This is a genomic window from Klebsiella sp. 28, from assembly GCF_018223905.1.
In the GTDB taxonomy this organism is placed as follows: domain Bacteria; phylum Pseudomonadota; class Gammaproteobacteria; order Enterobacterales; family Enterobacteriaceae; genus Klebsiella; species Klebsiella pneumoniae.
Genome location: NZ_JAGRQY010000055.1, coordinates 1 through 19,867 on the forward strand (window position 1 = coordinate 1; position 19,867 = coordinate 19,867).

23 protein-coding genes and 1 pseudogene are annotated in these 19,867 nt (G+C 49.0%); 23 read left to right on the forward strand and 1 reads right to left on the reverse strand.

Annotated features, from left to right (window positions below):
- The first annotated feature begins 356 nt into the window (after window positions 1-356).
- From KHQ28_RS10005 to mobC, 22 genes and pseudogenes are all read left to right on the forward strand, one after another.
- Entirely contained in the window at window positions 357-1,283 is a 927-nt protein-coding gene (locus KHQ28_RS10005) for a hypothetical protein (protein ID WP_000039790.1), read from the forward strand.
- A gap of 139 nt (window positions 1,284-1,422) precedes the next feature.
- Complete coding sequence (locus KHQ28_RS10010) at window positions 1,423-1,608, forward strand: AlpA family transcriptional regulator (RefSeq protein ID WP_000205185.1); 186 nt, start codon at window positions 1,423-1,425, stop codon at window positions 1,606-1,608.
- A gap of 21 nt (window positions 1,609-1,629) precedes the next feature.
- Window positions 1,630-1,812 (forward strand): hypothetical protein, encoded by a 183-nt coding sequence (locus KHQ28_RS10015; RefSeq protein WP_001309570.1) that lies wholly within the window; start codon window positions 1,630-1,632, stop codon window positions 1,810-1,812.
- The gene (locus KHQ28_RS10020; RefSeq protein WP_000937857.1) at window positions 1,797-2,378 is read left to right on the forward strand and encodes a DUF2857 domain-containing protein; all 582 of its coding nucleotides are present in this window, start codon (window positions 1,797-1,799) and stop codon (window positions 2,376-2,378) included. The genes KHQ28_RS10015 and KHQ28_RS10020 overlap by 16 nt, the downstream gene beginning before the upstream one ends.
- Window positions 2,368-2,577, forward strand: coding sequence for a TraR/DksA family transcriptional regulator (locus KHQ28_RS10025; RefSeq protein ID WP_001112403.1), 210 nt, complete (start codon window positions 2,368-2,370; stop codon window positions 2,575-2,577). Before KHQ28_RS10020 ends, KHQ28_RS10025 begins: the two co-directional genes overlap by 11 nt.
- Before the next feature lie 221 nt (window positions 2,578-2,798).
- Window positions 2,799-2,948: an Hha/YmoA family nucleoid-associated regulatory protein gene (locus KHQ28_RS10030; protein WP_223174624.1), complete on the forward strand. Its 150-nt coding sequence runs from the start codon at window positions 2,799-2,801 to the stop codon at window positions 2,946-2,948.
- 568 nt (window positions 2,949-3,516) lie between these two features.
- A complete protein-coding gene (locus KHQ28_RS10035; protein WP_001231171.1) occupies window positions 3,517-3,750 on the forward strand; it encodes a hypothetical protein in 234 nt (77 codons plus the stop codon).
- A gap of 72 nt (window positions 3,751-3,822) precedes the next feature.
- A complete protein-coding gene (locus KHQ28_RS10040) occupies window positions 3,823-4,533 on the forward strand; it encodes a lytic transglycosylase domain-containing protein (protein WP_001446637.1) in 711 nt (236 codons plus the stop codon).
- Window positions 4,533-4,826 carry a TrbC/VirB2 family protein gene (locus KHQ28_RS10045; protein WP_000600171.1) on the forward strand — a complete coding sequence of 98 codons (294 nt, stop codon included), beginning with the start codon at window positions 4,533-4,535 and terminating at the stop codon, window positions 4,824-4,826. The genes KHQ28_RS10040 and KHQ28_RS10045 overlap by 1 nt, the downstream gene beginning before the upstream one ends.
- A 12-nt stretch (window positions 4,827-4,838) precedes the next feature.
- Window positions 4,839-7,577, forward strand: coding sequence for a VirB3 family type IV secretion system protein (locus tag KHQ28_RS10050; RefSeq protein ID WP_001096399.1), 2,739 nt, complete (start codon window positions 4,839-4,841; stop codon window positions 7,575-7,577).
- An 18-nt stretch (window positions 7,578-7,595) separates the two neighbouring features.
- Window positions 7,596-8,309: a type IV secretion system protein gene (locus tag KHQ28_RS10055; protein ID WP_000848059.1), complete on the forward strand. Its 714-nt coding sequence runs from the start codon at window positions 7,596-7,598 to the stop codon at window positions 8,307-8,309.
- A 7-nt stretch (window positions 8,310-8,316) separates the two neighbouring features.
- On the forward strand, window positions 8,317-8,559 hold the full coding sequence (locus tag KHQ28_RS10060) for an EexN family lipoprotein (protein WP_000949385.1): 243 nt from the start codon (window positions 8,317-8,319) through the stop codon (window positions 8,557-8,559).
- Between the two features lie 3 nt (window positions 8,560-8,562).
- The gene (locus KHQ28_RS10065; RefSeq protein ID WP_000014008.1) at window positions 8,563-9,636 is read left to right on the forward strand and encodes a type IV secretion system protein; all 1,074 of its coding nucleotides are present in this window, start codon (window positions 8,563-8,565) and stop codon (window positions 9,634-9,636) included.
- 217 nt (window positions 9,637-9,853) lie between these two features.
- Window positions 9,854-10,537 (forward strand): type IV secretion system protein, encoded by a 684-nt coding sequence (locus KHQ28_RS10070; protein ID WP_001005327.1) that lies wholly within the window; start codon window positions 9,854-9,856, stop codon window positions 10,535-10,537.
- A complete protein-coding gene (gene virB9 / locus KHQ28_RS10075) occupies window positions 10,534-11,442 on the forward strand; it encodes a P-type conjugative transfer protein VirB9 (RefSeq protein ID WP_000976329.1) in 909 nt (302 codons plus the stop codon). The genes KHQ28_RS10070 and virB9 overlap by 4 nt, the downstream gene beginning before the upstream one ends.
- A gap of 43 nt (window positions 11,443-11,485) precedes the next feature.
- The gene (virB10, locus tag KHQ28_RS10080; RefSeq protein ID WP_000997456.1) at window positions 11,486-12,748 is read left to right on the forward strand and encodes a VirB10/TraB/TrbI family type IV secretion system protein; all 1,263 of its coding nucleotides are present in this window, start codon (window positions 11,486-11,488) and stop codon (window positions 12,746-12,748) included.
- Window positions 12,738-13,763, forward strand: a complete 1,026-nt coding sequence (virB11, locus tag KHQ28_RS10085; protein ID WP_000125557.1) for a P-type DNA transfer ATPase VirB11 — start codon at window positions 12,738-12,740, stop codon at window positions 13,761-13,763. Before virB10 ends, virB11 begins: the two co-directional genes overlap by 11 nt.
- Window positions 13,760-14,163, forward strand: a pseudogene (locus KHQ28_RS10090) (cag pathogenicity island Cag12 family protein). The gene virB11 and the pseudogene KHQ28_RS10090 overlap by 4 nt, the downstream one beginning before the upstream one ends.
- A 35-nt stretch (window positions 14,164-14,198) precedes the next feature.
- Window positions 14,199-14,501 (forward strand): TrbM/KikA/MpfK family conjugal transfer protein, encoded by a 303-nt coding sequence (locus tag KHQ28_RS10095; protein WP_001044654.1) that lies wholly within the window; start codon window positions 14,199-14,201, stop codon window positions 14,499-14,501.
- A 44-nt stretch (window positions 14,502-14,545) separates the two neighbouring features.
- Entirely contained in the window at window positions 14,546-14,851 is a 306-nt protein-coding gene (locus tag KHQ28_RS10100; protein WP_001168332.1) for a hypothetical protein, read from the forward strand.
- Window positions 14,852-15,560: 709 nt separating this feature from the next.
- Window positions 15,561-17,420, forward strand: coding sequence for a type IV secretory system conjugative DNA transfer family protein (locus KHQ28_RS10105; RefSeq protein ID WP_000602685.1), 1,860 nt, complete (start codon window positions 15,561-15,563; stop codon window positions 17,418-17,420).
- Window positions 17,421-17,429: 9 nt separating this feature from the next.
- On the forward strand, window positions 17,430-18,176 hold the full coding sequence (mobC, locus tag KHQ28_RS10110) for a MobC family replication-relaxation protein (RefSeq protein WP_000909124.1): 747 nt from the start codon (window positions 17,430-17,432) through the stop codon (window positions 18,174-18,176).
- 192 nt (window positions 18,177-18,368) lie between these two features.
- On the opposite strand, the gene KHQ28_RS10115 is transcribed toward mobC, so the two are convergent.
- Window positions 18,369-19,313, reverse strand: a complete 945-nt coding sequence (locus KHQ28_RS10115) for an ArdC family protein (protein ID WP_000155898.1) — start codon at window positions 19,311-19,313, stop codon at window positions 18,369-18,371.
- A 236-nt stretch (window positions 19,314-19,549) separates the two neighbouring features.
- On the opposite strand from KHQ28_RS10115, the gene KHQ28_RS10120 reads away from it, so the two are divergent.
- The gene (locus KHQ28_RS10120; RefSeq protein ID WP_001446639.1) at window positions 19,550-19,783 is read left to right on the forward strand and encodes a JAB domain-containing protein; all 234 of its coding nucleotides are present in this window, start codon (window positions 19,550-19,552) and stop codon (window positions 19,781-19,783) included.
- The last annotated feature ends 84 nt before the right edge of the window (window positions 19,784-19,867 follow it).

The window sequence follows — 19,867 nt, forward strand, 5'->3', positions numbered from 1 at the left end:
CCCCATACATATAAATTATTTTATAGGTAAAATAGATTATATATTCTCATAGCTACCACAAACTATACTAGCCTGAACTATATTTATTCTGCTGCAATCAATGCATACATAACACAAATATCACTCAGGTACACTACTCAAACCACGCTGGGATTTTTCCTCAAGTTATAATCATCACCCCGAAAATCATTCGGCATTTACTCATTAAATAGTCACCCCATAGGCCTGTACATGTTCACTCAGAAATATACATCCTTTTCTCTGTCATAAACCCTCTGATTAATCATAAATAAATACTTGTGACACCAATCTTTTTCCTTAACGGAACGAATTGTTGTGTAGAAGGAGATAATATTATGTCAAAAAAATATCAGCCATTGCTTATAACTCATTATATGTCAACATGGGTCACTATAACGGAAGCAGTTGAGATCACTACCAAAACCATAAAACAAAAAATTACTCCTAGCGATATTTATCGTCATGCCTTGAGTGGCAACATCCTACTATCGGTCTATTTCCAGTCTCCTGTGATACTTAAGAAGATACAAACTTTTAATGGAAAAATAAAATTCAGGCAGTTTGAGGGAGACCTACTTGATAAACTATGCATGCTTGACAGGGACGGTTTTATTTATGGTCAAAATTTAAGACTCTGTACAGAAGCCAGATATGTTTGTCCTGTGCAACAAATTATAGATACCCCCCTGATAGGCTATGAATATGTTTTGATTCAGCGCATACTGGCACGTGAACTTAAATTTCCCTCCCCAATTGTGGGGGCAAGAAAAACTAACCATGGTATTATAGTAAGATTTTCAGAGGAGCTTTTTCAAATTTTCGAAACGATGAGTTGGAAAGAACGCGTAGAAAAACAAATTTCCAGACTACCTAAAAACACAGCATTAGATGTCATAAAAAAACTAACAGAAGTGACGACCATAAAATATAATCACAATGGGTGCTTTCCTCTTTATACATTACCGCCTGATGCCTGTTTTGTTATTCGCCACACCGAAGTCGAAAGACTAATTAATTTATACAAAAAAAGGGAGAGTCATCCCATTTCACCTTCCCGTATGACAACACCGTTATCACGCCTGTTTTGGCTGGCCTGCAAGCACAATGATACTATCAGCCCACTGCTGAATCATCCCTATAAGCTCCTTTCTATTTTTGAACAATGGGCATCAGACGATGGCATCGGGGAAAAACTGGACGCTGAAACACTGAAAAATGCGCTGAAGCGTGGTTCGCCATCTTCGACATCCTTATCCGGCTAATACCATCCCCATTTGTAATGGCCGACAACCCTAAATAAGGGTTTTGCATCCCTTATTTAGGGCTCACCAGCTTTCTCTCAGGCTTCCACTGTGTTTTTTTATTCTCCGGCCACCGTTTATTTCAGTCACAGGAGGATATATGACATCTTATCAGTTACTACGCCTCAGACAGGTTGAGCAAAAAACAGGGCTGAAGCGTTCACAGATATACCTTTATATGAAAGAGGGTGCATTTCCCCGTTCAATAAAAATAGGCCCTGCTAGTGTTGCCTGGCTCGAGTCTGAGATTGACGAGTGGATCAACAAAAAGTTATCTGACCGATAAAGACGCAATGAGGAGAAGATGATGAACATTAATATCCCTGCACTCATAAACTTCGATCCTGCAGGTATAAAAAAAAGCACCTGCATGTATATTTCAGACCTGCCCGGTATTGTGCTATATGAAACTATACCATTCACTGAATATTCAGCTGAATTACTGAGCACTTATTCAGTTAAGGAGTCAATTTCATGCTTCCATCCCTGAATCATATTATATTAACCGTTGCTCTTCAGGCGCTACGGGAAGGAAATATTCATCACTGCGAAACTATGGGATTCACTTACGATGAAATGAATTTGCTCGGTTGCTTATCAATAAACGATCTTATCACCCTCAGTCAGGCACCTTTACCGCTTGTCGATATTACTATCCGCCATGATGTCCTGCAAAAATTACTGGCATCATCCCACGAGGAAAACAGGCGTCAGGAACAACTGAACAGAGCTGTCAGGCTGGGGGGCTCAATCGCACTGATGAACCGTTATTTCGGGGTTGGCTCCAGAGAAACCTGTGCACGCCGCCGGTTACTCGGTGTCTCCGTTCCAAACGGGAGAACACCCATTCCGGATGAAGAAACCGATGCTGCAATCTGGCATCAGTGGCAAAAATATCGGGTCGAAAACATTGATTCCCCGGAGGCGCTGGACGCCATGATGCAGGTTACAGAAAACCTTTCATCGTGTACTGCCCCCTCGCTGACCGTTGTCTGGAACTGCATCACGCATTGCGAAAGAAAGAACACGGTAAGGAGAATACAACGTGCCAGATGAAATCGATCGCGATCAGGCGTTTAATGAACGGTGCCTAGAAGCACTGATTGAACAAAGCCGGTTAAGACCCACACCGACACCTTCCCTGCAGCACTGTCGATTTTGCGGCAAGGCTATTCCGGAAAAACGCCGTCAGACGCTGCCGGGTGTAACAACCTGTACTGACTGTCAGTCGATACTGGAGAAACGCAGACGTTAAATCTGTATGTGCGGAGGAGAATAGCTCCGCACATTTTAATATGCACCAGCCGGCTTGTTTTCAGGTTCCCGTGCCTCCATGTCATGGATGAATAACCTGCTCACATCTCCTGCTGTGGCAATCCTTTTTTACAGTCAGTACACCAGAGGTCAGACATGAACAAACCGGCAAACAAGATGGAATTCGTCAGAAAACTGCGGTAAATAAATGACGGCAGCCTGCTGGAAAAGGTTGTCGGGCATATGGAAGAAAAGCTCACAGGGAATGAGCTTGAAATGCTTTATGCCGCAGCAGATTATCGCCGCGCAGAGATTGTAATAAACCAGTACTTTGATAAGGTTCCCGGTAATGTCTGGAAATATGTCAGATAACTCTGTGTTTTTTATGCAACAGGTACAGACGGATACCACTGCGGCATGAAAACGAATTTCACCACCCGGCCCGGTAAGTATCGGCCTAAGTGGCCGGGAAACGTTTAACCAGATTAAAGACCGTCCCTTACAACAAAAGGGACTACTGTATTCCTGTCTTTCACGCCTTACACATTATTGTCGTTACCAAATTCAGCCACAGAGACAGCATACAACCCCATCTGACATATAAAGAAAGTCTTCCTCCGGATGTTTAATTTAACCTGATAATAATCAACAAATATTATTATCAGCCCGCCCGTCATCATTCATGCACACACACACCGTGCCAGTAATACGTTAATTTCAAATACTTTTTTATCATTCCTTCCGGTATTTATTTTCCCGTTAAAATTTCATTCCCCCTCCTGCATCCTGACCATGCTCTTTAACAATATGGAGCGGGCTGTCACACAACCATAATTCAGGGTGCCGCTGAATGTTCTCGCTGACCCGTTAAAACCGGAATGCAGGATCGGAATGTGATCGAAGAGATCATCTTCAACAATTTTAATTAAACGAGGACACTATGAGAAAGCCTGTTTATTACGCGTATGTTGCCCAGGAAAGTCATCCGGACTCTCAGGGTGAGAAAAATACCTGGTGGACAAAGGTCGGAGTCGCCTTTCCCCACCACGGTAAATCCGGTCTGAATATTGTCCTGACGCCCGGTATTGCCGTTTCCGGCAAACTGGTCCTGCTTGAGCCCCGGGAGGAAAATAATCCACCACAGAATACGGGCCCCATCGAAACCGTGTCGTAACCACCCTTAATTCTGTTCCCACAGCATGCAGTATCAGCAGACCCTGCATGTCACTTGTTTACTGAGGTCACCATGCTTTCCACCACAGCCTTTCTGGCGATAGCCATGCAGTGCGCCGCCAGCATTCATCCGTCCACGGCATTCGACGTGGCACGGGTGGAATCCGGTTTTAACCCTTATGCCATCGCTGAGATTGTCCCGAAGGCCGGCCCCTCTTTCGGCGATCAACACATTATTTCTCACCTGCCAGCCAGCCGGGGAGATGCAGAGCATATTCTCCGCCGCCTGACAGCACAGGATCGCCGTTACTCTGTCGGGCTGATGCAAATCACCAGCACCAATTTCCGCCATTATGGTGTGTCCGCCACAGAGCTACTTGATCCCTGTACCAATCTGTCCGTCTTCGAACACATTCTCAGAGACTGCTACCGGCGCGGCGGCACGCTGAAAAGGGCGCTGAGTTGTTATTATTCCGGCAATTTCAGTACCGGGCAACAACCTGAAACGGCGTTTTCCGGAACGAGCTATATCCAGCGAATCGGTTATCCGCCGGGATCATCCCGCTATGCGGTCCCCGGAACCCGTGAGGACAAATCATCAGTTGCCGTTCCCCTGAAAACCGCCCCTGCCAGTGACTCATCCCGTCACCACGAGATCTGGCCCGGAGTCGTCGTCCGTGGCGTCCCTGCGAAACTCCGCCAAGAAAAAATCTTCATCGCACCGTTCTCCGCGCCGTCAGTGCGCCGGAGTTTCTCCCTGTCACCCCGTGAGGAGGAGGAATAATGATACTTTTCCGCAAGCTAAAAGCTGTGGTCCCCCCCGTTTCGGCCTGTACGCTGACGACTTTTTCTGCAACCCCGGCACTGGCCGACGGATTTCAGCGGGCAAATACTGTCATGCAAAAAGTGTCAACCGGGCTGCATGGTCTGGCGGCAATCACGATCACCGTGGCCGTGATCTGGATTGGCTATAAGACCCTGTGGAAAGGCGAGAGCCTGTCGCAGTGCGGCTACATCATCATTGGCGGCATTTTAATTGGCGGAGGCAGTGAAATCGGCGCTCTGCTGATGAGCTAAGAGGCTGAACATATGGCAAAGCTGCTCAAGGCAATGAAACGCCCGGCGGCGCTGTGGGGGGTGCCTATGGTGCCCCTGCTGGCTGTCACGGGTGTAACCATCATCGTTGCTGTCTGGACTTCCGTCGCACTCCTGTTCTTACTTCCCGTCGAATTTCTGGTGATGAAATCCCTCACCAGAAATGAACCAATGCGGTTCAATCTGATTGCCGTTTGGCTGAGAGTGAAGGGAAAACCGGTAGCAAACCGTTTATTTGGCGCAACAACACTTATGCCCGTTGAGCATGAGGCTGTTGATATCAAGGAGTTTCTCGACGCCATGAAACTAAATCAGTGTGCCACCATCAAGAAGTATATTCCGTACTCATCGCACATTCATCAGCATGTGGTTCGCTCACCTAAAAGCGATCTGTACTGCACCTGGGAATTGATGGGAACGCCGTTCGACTGCGAGTCTGACGAATCACTCCAGTTCGGGACGAACCAGTTACACGGGCTAATCCACTCATTCGAAGGTATGCCCGTCACTTTCTATATCCATAACGACCGCAATACGTTTACCGACAATCTTCATAAAGATTCCGGCAACCCGTATGCCGATGAAGTTAGCCGTCTTTACTACGCTTCTGTCGGGGTGTTCCGGCGTAACCGCCTGTTCCTGACAGTCTGCTATCGCCCGTTTGTCAGCCTTGAAAAAGCAGAACGCAAACGGATGAAAGACAGCCAGAAACTAAAGGAACTGGACGGTGCTTTGCTGGAAATGCTGGAAATAAAAAGCACGCTCGATACCGCGCTGTCGCGCTATGGTGCGCGGCCTCTCGGTACGTTTACCGAAGGAAGCGCGGTGTTTTCGTCGCAACTGGCTTTCTATGAATATCTGTTAACGCACCAGTGGCGAAAGGTGCGCGTCACCCGCACCCCGGCCTATGACGTGATGGGAGCGGCGGCGTTGTTCTTTTCGGCTGAATCCGGGCAGATAAACCACGCCAACGGTACGCAATATTTCCGGGGGCTGGAGGTTAAAGAGTTCTCCGAAGAAACCGCCACGGGGATGATGGACTCCCTTCTTTATGCCCCCTGCGATTACGTGATCACGCAGTCCTATACCTGCATGTCACGCGAGGAAGCGAAGAAAGCCATTAAGCGTACCCGTCGCCTTTTGATGAGTGCCGATGACGATGCTGTTTCCCAGCGGCTGGATCTGGATGTGGCGCTTGACCTGCTGACATCGGGGAAAATCGCTTACGGAAAGCACCATTTTTCCATCATGGTGTATTCCCCGTCGCTGGAAAACCTAGTGGCTGATACTAACGAAATCAGTAATGCGCTGAACAACATCGGGATAACGCCTGTTCCGGCAGAAATATCGCTTTCAGCGGCGTATATGGCGCAACTGCCAGGCAACTACAACCTGCGGCCACGTAAAGGGGAGCTAAGTAGCCAAAACTTTGTGGAGCTGGCCGCACTCCATAATTTCTATCCGGGCAAGCGCGATAAAGCCCCCTGGGGGGATGCTATGGCTTTACTGCGCACCCCGTCAGGAGATGGCTACTATATCAACCTGCATAACACACTGGCAGATAAGGACGAATTCAACGAAAAGAACCCGGCCAGTACCTGCATCCTCGGTACGAACGGTTCGGGTAAAACCATGTTGATGACGTTCTTTGAGATCATGCAGCAGAAATACGGGCGTGAGGATAGCTTCTCCCCGGATGCCAAAACCAAACGGCTGACAACCGTTTACCTCGATAAAGACCGGGGCGCAGAGATGAACATCCGGGCGCTGGGTGGCCGTTACTATCGGGTTATCAGTGGTGAGTCTACAGGGTGGAACCCGTTCTCGTTGCCAGCAACCAAACGCAATATCAATTTCATCAAGCAACTGATGAAAATCCTTTGTACCCGCAACGGCTCGACGATCTTCCCACGCGATGAACGCCGTCTGAGTGATGCGGTTAATGCTGTGATGAATGACGAGCCACAATATCGCGTCTACGGCATTACCCGAATGCTGGAGAATTTGCCTGAGCCGGCTACGAAAGAAGCCCAGGAAAACGGCCTTAGCATTCGGTTGTCACAGTGGGCGCAGGGCGGTGAGTTCGGCTGGGTGTTTGATAACGAGTCTGACACGTTCGATATCAGCAACTGCGATAACTTCGGCATCGACGGAACGGAGTTCCTGGACGATGCAAGCGTATGTGCGCCAATCTCGTTTTATCTGCTGTACCGCATTACCAGCCTGCTTGACGGGCGACGCCTGGTCATTTTCATGGATGAATTCTGGAAGTGGTTACGCGACCCGGTGTTTAAGGACTTTGCTTATAACAAGCTGAAAACCATCCGTAAGCTGAACGGGATGCTGGTCGTCGGCACTCAATCCCCGGCTGAGATCATCAAAGATGATATCGCCCCGGCAGTGATTGAGCAGTGCGGGACACAGATTCTGGCGGCGAACCCCAACGCCGACCGCGCACATTATGTTGACGACATGAAGTTTGAACCGGAAGTGTTCGACGTGGTGAAAGGGCTTGACCCGCAAGCCCGCCAGTATGTTGTGGTGAAAAATCAGTTCAAGCGCGGCGATACCAAACGTTTTGCCGCTCGTGTCACGCTAGACCTGTCGGGTATCGGCAGATATACCAAAGTCATGAGCGGCGATGCCCCCAACCTCGAAATATTCGAATCGATTTACCGGGAAGGAATGCAGCCTCATGAATGGCTCGATACCTACCTGGCTAAAGCACTCTGATTCCAAAGGAGATATAGGATGAAAACTCACTTTTACGCGCTAATTTTCGCATGTTCGCTTGCAAGCCCTCTGGCACAAGCGGGAGGTATATTAGTATTTGATGCCACGGCCAAACTGGAAAATGTCCGCCAGTGGCAGAAAGAAGCGAAGCAATGGATGGAGACCGCACAACACTACAAAGACCAGATACGAGCTTATAAAGACCAACTGGCAACAGCCACAGGTGTTCGAGATATCGCCAGCTTTGTTGACCAAGCCAAAAGCCTGAAAGCCGATCTCGAAAAACTACGCAAGCCGGGACAGGCTCTGAATGATTTGCTTCTCTCCGGCGGCTCCTCCGGGCAGTTCGATGCGCTGTACGAAAAATATAAAATTTTTGATACCTGCAAAGCCGAACGCTCGGAGAGTTATGCCAACGTGTGCAAACAACAGGTCATCAATAAAGCTATCCAGCTTGAGCAGACCGACGAGATCCAGAATCAGGTAAGCCAGGCCCTGGGAGAAATCAACAGCCTCTCCAACAGAGTTGCGCTAGCCAAAGATTCGAAAGAATCTCAAGACCTTGCAAACAGTATTCAGCTAAAATCTGTCATGCTGAACACGCTTACCACTCAGTGGGAAATGAGTGTGAAAGCAGCAGATAAACGCGAAAAAGTGCTTGAGGCGGAGCGCGTTAAACAGTGGAACCAACAGCAGTTAAACGCGCCAACTGCTGACCTTAATAATTTATGAGGTTTTTATGTTATCAAAAAAAATTATTTTAATTTCGACGCTCACCCTGTGTTTTTCTGTTATTGGATGCAAGGAGGAAGCTAAAACAACAAAATGGTATAAGGAACACCCTGATGAATTAAAACTCGTTTATGAAAAGTGCCAAAAGAGTGGTGATGCTACTGAAAACTGCAAGAATGCAAATGAAGCCCACTATCAAATAAAGCAGCTAAACGCACCAACTCCAGACTTAAATAATTTAGAGGAGTAATATATGAGTGGCGGTCTTTTTGTTGGGGTTGAGAAATACCTAATAGGAGGAATAACGGACGCCACAAAAGGATTAATGATGTCGTACTCTTCTATGATGATGGGGCTGGCAGCAGCGTCAGCTACCATCTACATCATGTGGCGTGGATACCAGACTCTGGCTGGTAAGCTCTCTACGCCGATGGAAGACACGATGTGGGACATCATGAGGATGGCGATCATCCTGTCCTTTGTAGCTAATTTAGGTGGCTACCTCGATGGCGTTATTGATGCCATAAACGGAATAAAGGAGGGTTTTTCTGGCAGTGATAATATATGGCAGCTATTAGACACCTTATGGAATAAAGCAAAGGTGTTAGGTAAAACATTACACGACATGGATGATTCCACTTATATAAAAGATGAGGGAATGACTGCTCAATTTTATGTCTGGCTTGGGATATTCGTCTTAATGATTATCACCGCGTTTGTTTCCATGATAGCGGAAGTCATGATCTTATTACTGAGTATTACAGCACCTATATTTATTTTTTGCCTTATGTATGGTTTTCTCCGCACCATGTTCAATAACTGGCTACAAAATATATTTGCAGCCATATTAACCATTATGCTTTCAGCTCTTTCTTTAAGAATTGTAGTGAATTATTTAAACCTAGTCCTTACCAAGGCAACGAAGGTCGCGGACAGTTCAACAATTGTTGAATTAGGAGCACAAGTCTGTCTTGCGGGTATCTGTGCGGCAATATTGGTTTATCTCTCCGCAAAACTGGCCGCAGCACTGGCCGGGGCGAGTGCTACCGTATCCATGCAGGGGCTGGCCGCTGTAGGTATCGGTGCTGCTGCTTTTGGTGCCGGGAAGCTAGCCGGAGGTGCAATTAAAGAAACCAAACGTTCCACCCAGGACAACATTCAGGGCTGGAAGGATGCGAATGCAGGTAAGCCCGGCAAGCCTGGAGGTGAGTTAGGCTATAACGCTTCTAAAGCGCGTAAATACGCGATTGAGCAGATGATAGCCCGGAACGAAGCGCGGAGGCTGGCACAGTCGAGAGAATCCGCAGTTAAGAAGTTCAATAGCTAAGACGTCTCCAGTCCATCCCCCCAAAGTGCCAACTTATGAAAATATAATTATATTTTCATATTTTTAATTCAATTGAGGAAATATTTGATGAAACGCTTGATTGCGCTGGCTTTGCTATGCGCGCTTTCTGGCTGCGCCCAGAACACGCTTCCATCTGCATTTAGCGGTAAGGGAGAACCCGTAAACACATCTCAAATTATGGCGGAGTTAAACAGTCATGAATGAACAGAAATTAATTGCTGAATCCCGCACCTTTGAGCAGCAAATGATTGACCGGGATAAACGCGCCACGAAAGCCGGTTTTGTTGTTGGCGGTGTGGGTCTGCTGATTGCGGTACTGGCGCTCGTCGCCGTGGTCGTGATGTTGCCACTAAAACAGACAGACGTTGATCTGTATACCGTGGATAACCACACAGGACGGGTGGAACATGTTACCCGGACATCGAAAACCAGCCTGACCGCAACAGAAGCCTATCAAAAGGCGATGGCCGCAAACTACGTCAAAGTACGTGAGCGGTATGTCTATCCCTCTTTGCAGGACGACTACGAGACGGTACAGGTCTACAACGCTCCCCAGGTAAACGATGACTATCTGGCGCTTTACGCCGGAAAAAACGCCCCGGACAAGGTTTATAAGAACGGTGCGCACACCGTGAAAGTGGAGATCCTGTCCAACCAGATCACCGATGGAACAGCCCCCGATAAAGTCGCCACTGTTCGCTACAAGAAGATTATCCGCCGTCTGGCTGATAACAGCACCCGCAACGAGTATTGGGATGCCCGGTTCACATTCCATTCAGACCCTGACAAGGACATGAGCGATGCGGAACGCGAGATCAACTACTTCGGCTTTACCGTCACCAGTTGGCAGACCGACCGCGAAATCCGGGGAGGTGAATGATGAAAAAGTTAACGTTTACCGCACTGGCACTGATGATGTGCGGCGCGGCATGGGGTGCGGCCATACCACAGGCAAGCCGCTATGACTCCCGTGTTCAGCAGGTTATCTATAACCCTCAGAACGTCACCGTCGTTAACACCAAACCCGGCTTTATGACAACGCTGGTATTTGATAACGATGAGGCGGTCATAAGCGCCAAACCCGGCTTTGATGAGGCGTGGGAAGCAACGCCGGATGCAAACCGGGTAAACGTTCGCCCGGTTGCGCTCACGCAGGGAGCGCCCGGAGAAGATGGCAACACAACGCAGGTCGTGATCCCCCCGAACAGCCGGGACTGGCATACCAATATGCTGGTTGTCACCAGTAAGCGCCTGTACAACGTCGAGCTGAACGTCATCGATGATAAATCGGCACAGCAACCCGCTTTTCAGGTGAGCTATCGCTATCCGGGCGAAGAACGGGACAAAGCGAGCCGGGAGGCGACGGCCAGACAGCGCGAGTGGGAGCAGAAACAGCAACAGGCCAGCGTCCAGAAAGCGCTGAACTCGGCGCAGACGCCCCGCAACTGGAGTTACACCAAATATCCGGGCAAAGGCAGTTTCAACATAGTTCCCGACTTTGCTTATGACGATGGCCGCTTTACGTTCGTGGGCTTCTCCCCGTCTAAGTCCATTCCTTCTGTCACCAAAGAGCTGAACGGCAAAGAGCATGCGGTTAACAGCAGTATCCAGAAGAAAGGCGACTTCACCGTACTGGTGATTCAGGAGGTGACGCCACGCCTGGTACTGCGTTCCGGTAATGCCGTTGTAGGTCTGGAAAATAGCGGATTTGGCAAGGTACACGCCGCCGATGGTTCCACCGTATCCCGGCAGGTGGAAAGAGTGGAAAAACCGGAATCCAATTAATCTATAAAAATAGTTTTATATTTTTATAAAAGGAAACATGCAGATGAACGACGAAAACAAAGTGCCTGTGCCGGATGAAGCGCAGGCATCCCCGGCACACGCTGAGGATGATATTGCCACGCTTGAGCGGGAAGCCCGCGTAAAAAGGGAGGCAGAGCTTCTCAACGCGCAGGACGACGAAGAGAAAGACCCGGTACAACCCGCCGTTAACAAGCTGAAAAAGCGCAAACGGGGCAAAGCAACCGCCTTTCTTGCCATTGTCGCGGTCGCGCTTATCTTCCTGGCATGGGGTGGTAACTGGGTTTATCGCAATATCCTGTGGCAGCCTACGGAAGAAAAGAAACAGGACACAGCCCCGCAGACGAACAAAACCGATTACCGGCAGCGTAACGATCTCGGTATGTCCATCGATACAGCCGAAGAAGAGCCAGAGCAACAGGATAACGGCCAGAGCAGCGCGGGGGGAACAGGGCAGGCGGCTGCCCCGCCAGAACTCAACAAAGCCAGCTTCCTTATTCGCCGTGATGGTTCGGCCACCACACAGAACCAGGTAAAAACCCGGCAGCAGGAAATGACGCTGACATCGGCAACAACCACCGGACAACAGGACAGCAGCGCGGCCACACCTCCCGGCCAGCCGCAAAATACCACCGCACCGTCGCAGGGACAAAGCCCCGCACCAGTACGGCGCATACCCTATAACCCTGACCTGTACATCCCGGAAAATACCTCGATCCCCTGCTCACTGGATCGCCGCTTTGTATCTGACCGGGCGGGGAAACTTCGCTGTACGGTCACTACTGACATCTGGAGCGCCAGCGGCAACACGAAGCTGATAGAGAAAGGCACTACCGCATCATTACTTTACCGCGCCATAGCGGAAGAAGGTATGAGGCACGGGCAAGGGCGGGCATTCATCATTGCGACGAAGCTACGCACCCGCCAGCCACCTTATCTCGATATCCCGTTGGTTGATACCAGCGCGGCTGGCGAGCTGGGCGAGGCTGGCGTTGATGGGTGGATAGATTCGCACTTCTGGGAGCGATTCGGCGGCGCATTAATGGTTGGCATGATCCCCGATATTGCCGCATGGGCATCCAACAGCGCAGGTAAAAAAGACCGCAATACGGACTATACGGAAAACAGTCGCCAGGCTATGGCAGATATGGCTCGTACCACTCTGGAAAACAGCATCAATATTCCCCCAACGCTCCATAAGAATCAGGGCGAGATCATCAATCTGATCACAGGCGAGGATATTGATTTTTCCAACATCTATACACTAAGGTTGAAAAATGACCGCTAAGAATATTTCCCTCGACCGCTATAAACAACGTTTCTTTGGCGACTTTCTGGAGCTTCCCGGCCTGACGGAAATCGCCGTCAACCGTCCAGGTGAACTGTACACAAAAATCAACGGCGTGTGGGAGCAACATGCCGTTCCTTTGAACTATGAGGATTGCTACAACTTTGCCCGGTGCCTGGCAAAACACCACGGCGACAATATCGAAGATATTAAGCCGGGGCTGTCAGCCACGCTGGAATCCGGCGAACGGTGCCAGGTGATTGTTCCTCCGGCCTGTGAGCGCGATACGGTGTCTATCACCATCCGTAAGCCATCAAAGGTACAAATCCCGCATCAGTCATATATCGATGCGGGGTTTTATAACCGGGTAACAGGCGAGGAAAAAACGGAGACGCACGACGAGGAATTAATTGCATTGTACAATACAAAAAACATTCCTTTGTTTATGGAGAAATGCGTCGAGTACGGTAAAACTCTCGCGGTCGCCGGGGAAACCAGTACAGGGAAAACTACCTATATGAAAATGTTGATAGGTTATATTCCGGTACATCTTCGGATATCAACAATTGAGGACAACCCGGAAATCACGTTCTTTATCCATAAAAACTACGTCCATCTTTTTTATCCGTCAGAATCATCAGATGAAAAAGGTTCTATCGTTACCCCGGCGAGCCTTTTACGCTGGAATTACCGTATGAACCCTGACCGCATTTTATTAACAGAGGTTCGCGGTGCGGAAGCCTGGGACTTCCTTAAAATAACAGGTTCCGGCCATGAAGGGAGTATGACCTCCATTCATGCAGGATCAGCGAAAGAAGCTATAGATGGGTTTATTACCCGTTGCTATGAAAATCCACAGTGCGCCCAGCTCCCCTATACATTTATGTTACGTAAGGTTCTGGATAGCCTGGACGTGATTGTGAGCATTGATTTAGACGGAAATGTCCGCCGTATGAATGACATTTATTTCCGTCCAATTCATCGAAACCAGTATTTTGAGGAAATGAAAGCATGATAAAACAAATTAAAGTAATCATGTTGGCAGCAATAGTTACCGGATGTTCATCGCCACCGCCTCCCGTTCCTGTAGATTGGGATAAAGCCGCCGCCCCATTAAATACCAGTTTACCGCAATGGAGCGACAATAACGTTATGGTCCCTTCCCCGACAGTTAACAGTAAATGGACATCATCAATCAGCGCACAAAGTTTCTACAATACAATACAATATGGACTCCAGCCGTATTTTACGCAGTCGCCCACTCAACACGAATTGTCGTCACTGCACAATCCGGCACTGATTTCTTTAATGCCAAAAACTGGCTTCGGCAGAATGGAGCAAAAGGTGTTATTGAATACCAGCCTGTCTTTAATTGTCTGACGTGCAGAGAAACCACTATTTATTTCTCTCGCTAATCAATTTAAGCAACACAACCTAATAAGGACTCACCATGAATAAAACCGTTATCGCGGCGGCTGTATTATGTATGGCCGCAGGAACCCCAATTTATTCCTTTGCCGCTGACCCGTGCGAAGTTGTTCTTTGCATGTACGGAAAAGCAACGGGTAATAGTGGTGGAAGTGAATGCCGCTCAGCAGAAAAGGCTTTCTTTAATATAGTCAAAAAGAATAAACATGGTTTCTTACCTAACCATACGTTGAATGCGAGAAAAGCATTTCTTGGTGAATGTCCCAGCGCAGACCCGGAGGCAGTAAATAAAATACTATCTAAGTTCGGCAAGGTCAGAGGATAGTAATAATCCGCATAACACCCCCTGTTTACTGTAAAAGGTGCAACATGCAAAAAGAAGACTTATTTATCCGAAATATACATTCTCGTAATCAGGACAGGATATCGGTAGCCCTGATATATGACACGTTATCTAAAGAAGCCCACAGTGGTTGTGGGCTGTATTATGAGATATACGAAAGCAGGCTTATCGGTCTTTTGCGCGATCATCTTTTAGAACTTAATGAAGCTGACGCAAATAAATTACGACGCTATGCCGAAAGCAAAGGCACGAAAATTGATGATGCGTCCTACAGTGAAGCACTGGAAGCTGAAAGGGAGTGCAGGGCTGAAATATACCGCGAACAGATGTAATCACACAGAACAAAAATGTATTGTGCAACACACAGGCTGACAGGCGGCGGGTTTTTAAGGCTTCATTATTTTTGGCTTCAATTTCGAAGAAATTGTTAAGACGAAAAATAATGAAGTGGAACGTGGACAGAAAATTCAATTTCGGAGAAATTGCTAATTTTCAGGATCCACGTCCACCCGCGAACATTCGCCCCAGCGAATTGAAGCGGGCCGGGGGGAGCCGCAAAAATTTTGCCGCCCCAGCGAGCAATAAGGCACGCCCACGTGCCGGTTTTTGTGGGGGGCTTGCCCCGCACACCGTCGCAGCCAGGCTATATTTCCCGCCCCGGCGGGGAATATGCCGATTAGGCGCGACCAACCCCTTTAAAGCAGCGTTCCCATTTTTTCGAGCTTGCGAAGAAAAAATAGGCTAAACGCGCGTCTTAAAGGGGTTGGTCGCGCGTAGCGTGCGACGGTGTGCCGCCGTTGACCCCGGGGGTTTTGACGCGACGTTCAGCCGCGACATTACCCCCATGCGACAGGCAATAAGGGCGTCCAGCCCGCATGTACTGGCGCACGCCGTGTCGTGCAGGAAAGCATGCTTTCCTGCACATGGCCGCACAGCGGCCACCTTCTTTACCCCATACGCTCGCCCCGCCTTTTCGCCCGACACCGTGGGGCGAATTGATGGGGCGATGTTATGGGGTGAATAGCTGACGAGGGAGGTATCATGATTTTAAATAAGCTTGCCGCTTCACTGTCGCCGATAGTGAACGGGATGCTGGCGCTGCTCGCTTTTGTGCAACAGCAACAACTGGTGCTGGCGTTATTAGCGGGGCTGACGATGCCGTTTTTTGCGTCGATGAAAAGCGATGAACGGCAGAAAGCCCCGTTATGGAAAAAGCTGATTATCGCTTTTTCCCTGCTGTGTTTTCTCTCCGGCACACTGGCTCCGGTCGTTATCGGACCCTTTCAGTGGTTGTATAAGATCAGACCCAGCAGTGATAATACGGTACTGGCTTGGTCAGTACGGATTGCATTCACTGTAACCGGGGTTATTTTTCATATTATGCTTCGCCGGATATTCACGCCGGAACTGGACAAAATAAAGAAACGCCTTGTTAAAAAAACCACCCTTGAACGGGAATTGCGCACCGATGTCCGCACCGTAAAGTCCCTGCTGCCCGAAACACTGCATTATGATCCGCTGGATTATATCGACCTGAATAAAGGCATTTTTACTGGCATGGACAGGGAGAACGAACCAATGTATCTCCCGTTAAAAGACTGGCAGAAACAGCACGCGGATATTATTGGCACCACCGGAGCCGGTAAAGGGGTAGCTGCCGGGATATTGCTATATCAAAGTATTATTGCCGGTGAAGGCGTTTTTGTTATGGACCCCAAAGACGATGAATGGGCACCACACCTTTACCGCAAAGCCTGCGAGGATGCAGGAAAACCCTTTGCCTTAATTGACCTGCGAAAACAGCAATACCAGCTAAACCTGATTGAAGATATTACGCCAGATGAACTGGAAGAATTGTTCGTTGCCGGTTTCAGCCTGGCAGAAAAAGGGCAGGAATCGGACTTCTATCGTATTGATGACCGAAAAGCCGCCCGTATGGCCGCGCAATTTGTCAGTGATAACCCATCGGCAACTCTCCGTGATATTTATAACGGTGATTACGTTCAGGGTATTGCCGAAAAAATCAAAGCGTTCTTTGGGAAGATTGAGGAACTGGCATTACTCAATGCCATTAACTCACCAGAAGGCTTTTCGCTTAAGCACATATTTGATGAGGGCGGCTGCTGTTATGTAGTCGGCTCCATGCGAAACAGCAAAATTATTACCGCCCAGCGCATGCTGCTGGTTCGCCTTTACCAGTTAGCAGAAAGGCGCGACCGTGTAACAGACGTACCCCGCCCCATTGCTGTTTATCTTTCCGAACTGAAATACCATTTATCCAGGCCAGCGCTGGAAGGTTTAGGCGCGGCGCGGGATAAAGGCGTACACATTATTATGGACCACCAGTCCATCGCCGATTTAAAAGACTGCCCGGCAGATTTGAAAGGTGACGCCGTTGTCGGTGCGGTCGTTGAAAATGCCAAATTCAAACTGGTTTACCGGGTTATGGATCCGGATACGGCAGGCTGGGTGGCAAGAATGTCAGGCACGATTCTGGTGGATGACGAACTCCGCAAGGCTAAGACGGATAATATGCTGACAGAAACCATCGACAGTGAGCGCACAATCCGCCAGGCCGAACGTTTCTTTATTGACAGCAATATGATCCTGAACCTGCCCGATTTTGTCAGCTTTATCTTTACGACAAAAACGCTACCTTCTGCCTCCTTGATTTCACCGATAAAGGTCAGAAAGCGTCAGCTAAAAATCTTCTCGGTTTCCCCTGATATTGCCGCAGCGGCAGCCCCGGTGAAGATCATGCTGGATTTTGGCGAGGATGATAAACCAGCCATGCCGGATGTGATGACAACCCATCCGGCTCTTTTCTTCGACGAAAGCGAAGTAAAACCGGCAAAGTCCCAATCTGATGATGAAGAACACTTCTCCCCACTGGATTTTTAAGGAGTGGTTATGCTGATTTCGTCATATCACGAGCGCCAGACGCGCAACAGCGAGAAAATAAGACAACTGCTGAACTTCCTGAAAGAAGAAACCTACAGTGATTTTAAAACGCTGATGCAGTTATTTAGCTTCCGAGATCATAAGTCGCTTTATTCGCTGCTTGCAAAAATGGAGCGAATGGGGTTAATCCAGAAGCATATGCTTGAATCACGGACAATCAAGATTTCATTATGGGGGATCACCAGCGACGGGCTGGCGGCGGTCTTAACCCCGAATGATAAAATCTTTCCTGCGCGGTTTGAACCATCAAAAATCACCGGCTGGACACTGGAGCACCATCTTGATAATCAGGCCGCCAGGCTTATTCTGGAGAAGAAAGGTGCTTCGGGATGGATTAACGGCGACCGTGCCAGCTTTCTCAGCCAGTATCAGGTAAAACATCGCCCGGACGGGTTACTGACCCTGCCTGACGGTAACGTTATTGCCATTGAAACCGAGCGCCGCCTGAAAACCCGAGCCCGCTACCAGTCGATTATCGCCAGCCACCTGCTGGCCCGAACAAACAAGTACTGGATTTACATTTTTTATGTTGTGCCCGATCCACAGAAGAAGCGTGCGCTTGAACTGCTGTTTGACAGTATCAGGCATGTCATCATCAACCATCAGCACATCCCGCTGGAAGAACGCCACCGTAGGGTGTTTCGCATTTATACCTTTGATGAACTGAAACACCTGTCATTAGGCAGCTATACGTAAGCTTTTACTCAGGCCATCGTGATGGCCTCACCGGCCTGGCGGCGATACCGCCAGGCCGGAAATTTTTTATTCCACTGCGAGCCGCAGACTGTTCGGTACTCGCTGTGCTGCGTTCCGCCTCAGTCTGCGCCTTGCAGCGTTGCCGGTTAAAAGCCATGTAACCGCATTCCCTTGCGGTGTCTGATTCCGGTCTCAGAGTTTATCCATCAGGTAACGATGTGCTTTAGAGGCTGCGCTGGCCGCTTTGAAAATATAACGCTTGTCGTTTTTTAGCGCTTTCAGCCAGGAAGCAATATAGCTTCCATGTTGTACCTCTCCCTCAATCCCAAGATCCGCCATCAGAAAGGCACTTCCCAGCTCTGCTACCAGTTCTTCCTCTGCATAATCCGCACTGCCAAACTTCCCTTTCATTTCACGGTTCAGACGTTTTTTGCCACCACTCCAGTGAACCAGCTCATGCAGACCTGTAGCGTAGAAATTAGCCGCATCCGAAAACAGATGGCGCTCCGGTAGCCAGACTTCATCTGTTGATGGGCTGAAAAAGGCGTTTTGTCCTTTCTCGATGATGTTTGCGCCACTCTTCCGCAACAGGTTCTCAGCCTGCGGCAACGGGTCAAAGGTTGCTTCCGGGCTGACAGTTTCAGTTGTCAGGGACAGGCCGTCGATTTGCTGAACGTTAAACACGGTGAAGGTTTTCAGCATCGGGATATGTTCAACTTCTCCGGCGTCGTTTTCCTTCTCCAGCGTGGTGTAAAAAATAGCTGTTGTACCATGTTCCCCCTTGCGAACCTGTCCACCTGCTACCTGTGCCTGTTTGTAGGTCATCCAGCGTGAATCGCTGAAACCCTGCTTAGATGCGCTGCACCACAGTAACATGATGTTCATACCGCTGTAGGCTACGCCGGTGGCGTAATTCGATGGCAGACCAGATATGCCGGATACGCGTTGCCACGGGCAGGACCACGGTTTTACACCGCCTTCAAGTGCTGCAATGATGTTGTTGGTAACGGTCTGATAAATGTCGGCTCTGGTTTTAGAAAATTTCGTTTTTGAGGAGCCTGACGGGTCCAGCGGGGATACGCTGGTCGCCGCTGTGATGTTAGGGGCGCTAGTCTGGGTATGCAGGGAAATCGTCATGGTTTTTTCTCCGTCAGTGTGTGATTTTCGTCTTCGTATCGCCTGACGGTTCGCTTTCCCGGCATCGTTCCGTCCAGCAAGGGCGCAGCATGCGTGCCATTTACCCTTGCTGGACGGGTTGTGTTGGGAAACGATTAACCGGAAGCTGATATGAAGAACGAAAAGTACACAGGAGGAAAAACTATGCCCCTGCATAGCCGGACTTAGCGCCCCTTAGTTCGCAGCGGTGAAATGGTTTGGGGGTTAACACTGCAGCGGTGATACTTGCAAATAATCATCCGAGTGGTATCTCTGAGCCCAGTCATGCTGGCAAGGTGATGAGGGTGCAGATTAAAAAAGGATTGGGAATAGTCGACATGCGTACATTGGCTCACTTTACTTCGGAGGTGAGTCCACGGTGTCCTTCGCTGAATGGGGGTTATTTTGATCGCAGGGAGCTTCGGCCCCCATTTTGCTGTGATCTATGTTGAATTCTCCGTGGCAGCATGTTCCCTACGCTTTGGAATACCGACTGTATGCGCTGCTTACTTTTATTGTATTTGATTATACTCAAT